General features: G+C 55.0%; 5 protein-coding genes and 1 pseudogene. All 6 read left to right on the forward strand.

From position 1 onward, the window contains the following. Window positions 1-293 (forward strand): CS1 type fimbrial major subunit (locus JMF90_RS28040; protein WP_236598050.1); only part of this gene is annotated, 293 nt, incomplete at its 5' end. A gap of 11 nt (window positions 294-304) precedes the next feature. Continuing rightward, the gene (locus tag JMF90_RS28045) at window positions 305-823 is read left to right on the forward strand and encodes a hypothetical protein (protein WP_201317430.1); all 519 of its coding nucleotides are present in this window, start codon (window positions 305-307) and stop codon (window positions 821-823) included. A gap of 547 nt (window positions 824-1,370) precedes the next feature. Further along, a complete protein-coding gene (locus tag JMF90_RS28050; protein WP_201317429.1) occupies window positions 1,371-1,886 on the forward strand; it encodes a CS1 type fimbrial major subunit in 516 nt (171 codons plus the stop codon). 11 nt (window positions 1,887-1,897) lie between these two features. Beyond that, window positions 1,898-2,464 carry a hypothetical protein gene (locus JMF90_RS28055; protein ID WP_201317428.1) on the forward strand — a complete coding sequence of 189 codons (567 nt, stop codon included), beginning with the start codon at window positions 1,898-1,900 and terminating at the stop codon, window positions 2,462-2,464. 181 nt (window positions 2,465-2,645) lie between these two features. Continuing rightward, a complete protein-coding gene (locus JMF90_RS28060) occupies window positions 2,646-3,197 on the forward strand; it encodes a hypothetical protein (protein ID WP_201325701.1) in 552 nt (183 codons plus the stop codon). Between the two features lie 367 nt (window positions 3,198-3,564). Continuing rightward, window positions 3,565-3,787, forward strand: a pseudogene (locus JMF90_RS28065) (hypothetical protein); the annotation flags it as partial.

Here is a 3,787-nt window from a genome sequence, read left to right on the forward strand (position 1 = left end):
TTGCGAAAAGCGGGGTAGGCAACGTGCAGGTCAAGTTCTCGACCTCCGATGACCTGAAGCTCAGCCACCAAACGAAAGAGGACGCGTTCTTCAAGTTGGGTGTCAAGGTCGGCGGCAAGGACGTCGGCGTTGATCCCGTCGAGGTGGTGACGAAGGACGAAGCGAAGAACGGCAAGTCGATCGAAGTGGAGATCACGCCGGGGGAAGCGAGCGATGCGATGAAGGATAGCCTGGTGGCGGGTGACTATGCGGGCACGGTGTCGCTGATGTTTGAGACTAAGGTCGACGGGTAAGGAGGAACGCGGTGAAAAAGCTGGTATTGGCAGTTGCAGCGAGTGCATGGGCTATGTCGGTGTATGCGGCAAATCCGGATCCGATCAATCTCAATGTTCAGATCAAGGGCGAGGTGCCCTCGCAGGATTTTTTTGATGTTACGGTGAACAGCGGAGATTTGGATAACGTTGTCTTTACGCATCCGGACGGGTGGACGAAGGGCGGCTCGTCAAAAGTTGAGCTGAGCTGGAAGGTGCGCAGCAGCTATGGTCGAGTCCGCATGCAGGCCGGTAATATGGGTGAGAAGGTATATATTAAAAACGCTAGTGGCGACGCTATGCAGGTCGGCTGGAATGTCTCGACGCCCAACAATGGGGTCATGGTGGGTCCCTATTTCGTAGGGACTCAGCACGACGTTGTTGATGCAGAGGTAGCGAAGACGGGGAGCCTGGTGAGGTTGGCACTGTGGGCAACGCCCAATGGAGCGCCGCGCCCCGGAGAATACAGTGGAACGTTTCCAGTAGTCTTCGAAACCGGGTTTGAGGAGTGACTTTGGCCCATGCCTCGGCACGGGCGACACCTTTATCCCTCTGCGCCAATCTGGTGGTGGAGAGGGATTTTCTATGAAGCTTGTGACTCTCTGCGTCGCTCAATTGGGTTAGTGCATCTTCGAAAATGAGTCTTGTGGGCTTCGTCTCGCGATGGTTAGAGGTCACCATCGCAAGAATTAGAGATGGTCATGTTTCTTCCGTTTCCATCGTCACTGATGTCGATGCAAGACATGCAGGATGCAGTTTAATGCCGCGCCGTCATGCACTGTGCGTCGGCGTCCACCTTTGGGTGAAGGCCTGAACACCGGAATCGGCGGCTCTAGTGCCGCCCGTAACTAGTTACTGATTTTGCGTCTGACCGTGCCGCAACAATATGGCACTGAGAGCTTTGCGCCTCGGTTGTGTTATCAGCTCTAATCGATCCTATATTCATCGGCAGCGTACAAGATATGAGTTGTCTGATTGGGACGGCTGACCAGAGGCAGAAAATGTGATTGGCGTGCGCATCCTATTGCGCTGCCCCTATTAATTTTTCGTGGAGTATGTATGCATCAATCAATCGTTCGTGCGTGTCTGCTGGGCGCGGTCGCAATTGCCGGTACCGCGCACGCAGAGGTCAAGCAGCAGTCCTTTGAGATCAAGCTGAGCGCCGAGGTGCCGGCGGTGGGCGGCTTCGAGATCAAGGAGGAGGGTTGGAACAGCGCCGAGCCGCTGAAGCTCGATTGGAACGAGGCCGAAAAGAAGTTCGATACGAAGAAGAAGAGCGTGTTTGCGAAAAGCGGGGTAGGCAACGTGCAGGTCAAGTTCTCGACCTCCGATGAGCTGAAGCTCAGCCACCAAACGAAAGAGGACGCGTTCTTCAAGTTGGGTGTCAAGGTCGGCGGCAAGGACGTTGGCACCGATCCCGTCGAGGTGGTGACGAAGGACGAAGCGAAGAACGGCAAGTCGATCGAAGTGGAGATCACGCCGGGGGCGGCGAGCGATGCGATGAAGGATGGCCTGGTGGCGGGTGACTATACGGGCACGGTGTCGCTGATGTTTGAGACGAAGGTCGACGGGTAAGGAGGAATGCGGTGAAAAAGCTGGTATTGGCAGTTGCGGCGAGTGCATGGGTTATGACGGCGTATGCGGCCGCTCCCAACCCGATCGAATTCAACGTCCAACTCGCCGGTAAAGTGCCGGCGCCGGATGTCTTTGACGTAAAGCCCAAGGGCGACTGGGATGGCTCAAACGTAGCACTCGACGTGCCACACGATTGGGACTGGAATAACGGAACAGCTATAGGGATAGCAGAGGTCCAATGGAATGTGAAAAGCACCTACGGACCGGTCCGTATTAGGCTCGAGTCTTCGCTGCGGGGTAAAGAAGTCTTGGAAAACCGTGGGGTGCTCGTTCACGAAAGTGGTGACGATTTTGTCGAGCTTGAAGCCAATACAACTAATGCGGTCAAGCGTGGGTGGACGGATTGGCGCGCAATGAACGGCAGCAGCGGACGGGAAGTCTTGACGGCCGAGGATGCCGCCAAAGGCGACGGATGGGTCGGTGTCCGCTTGCGCCTGCTGGCTCCTGGCCGCACTCCGCGTAGCGGTACCTACACTGGCTCGATGACTGCGACCTTCGAGACCGGCATCGAGGATTAAGGTGGTGCTTTCGCGCGTGCATGTGCGGTGCTCCCCGCCAGCGCACGACGACGGATTCGCCTCTATAAGTTGGGGCGAATCCGTCTTTCCACAGGCGCCGGTTAAATGGCCATTGCGTGCCGCTATCGCATTAACTTGAATGGTCCAAAGAACTTACTGCAAGTGTCAATTGTTCATCATGATGAAAAGGCTCGTTGTGGCAATTGTTGCCAGTGCATGTGTAATGTCGGCGTATGCCGCAGATCCGAACCCGATCGATTTCAACGTTCAACTCGCCGGTAAAGTTCCGCTGCCGAATGTCTTTGAAGTAAAGTCAGTCGGTTGGGAAAATGGTGAGGAGGCCAGATTCGACATTCCGGAGGAGTGGGATGATCAGATGAAAGTTAAAAAAGAACTCCAATTCCTGGTAAAAAGTAGCTATGGCGCTATTCATATGAAGGCGTGGTTGACTTCGGGTGAGCAAAAGGCGAATGCTAAAGACGACTGGTATCTCCAGAGCGCCGATGGAAAGTCGAGGGTCGGTTTGTTGCGACAGGTGTCCATTCCCGGCAAGCAGGATTTAATATGGGCCGACAGGGATAAATTGGAGATCGCAAGTAAAGATCATGCTGCAAAAGGTGCTCAAATAAAATTGGTTCTGACTGCTTTGCTTGGAGATAGCGCGAAAATAAAAAGGGGCGTTCCGCATACCGGGACTGTGTTTGCGGTCTTTGAGACGGATCTCGAAGGCTAAGGGAGTTGTATGTGCGATAGGTCATGGTGTTTAGTGTATATGGCTTGTTCGTCGGTGAGGCCGCTCTTTGACGTCTTCGCGGTTGACGTGGGCGCACGGCGCGAAGCAGTAACCTTTAGACTCGGAATCCAACCTCCGCTCGGGCTAAAACCGGGCGGCAGATCATCAATCCATGTGTATAGCCGTTAGTCGATGACCATCGCGAAATCCTCGAGGAGCGGTGGCGATGGCATCGTTAGTGATCCTGTCTTCATTGGCAGTGCACAAATAAGAGTTGTCTGATTGGGTCGGGCTGACCGGAGGCAGAAAATGTGATTGGCGTGCGCATCCTGTTGCGCTGCCCCTATTAATCATTCGTGGAGTATGTATGCATCAATCAATCGTTCGTGCGTGTCTGCTGGGCGCGGTCGCAGTTGCCGGTACCGCGCACGCGGAGGTCAAGCAGCAGTCCTTTGAGATCAAGCTGAGCGCCGAGGTGCCGGTGGCGGGCGGCTTCGAGATCAAGGAGGAGGGTTGGAACAGCGCCGAGCCGCTGAAGCTCGATTGGAACGAGGCCGAAAAGAAGTTCGATACGAAGAAGAAGAGCGTGC

Source organism: Burkholderia sp. E168m23 (assembly GCF_016586125.1).
GTDB classification, from domain to species: Bacteria; Pseudomonadota; Gammaproteobacteria; order Burkholderiales; family Burkholderiaceae; genus Burkholderia; species Burkholderia orbicola.

Bases quoted from the DNA above. Each gene is read 5' to 3' on its own strand.
- JMF90_RS28050 (WP_201317429.1), top strand. From the start codon at position 1,371: ATGCATCAATCAATCGTTCGTGCGTGTCTGCTGGGCGCGGTCGCAATT.
- JMF90_RS28060 (WP_201325701.1), top strand. From the start codon at position 2,646: ATGAAAAGGCTCGTTGTGGCAATTGTTGCCAGTGCATGTGTAATGTCG.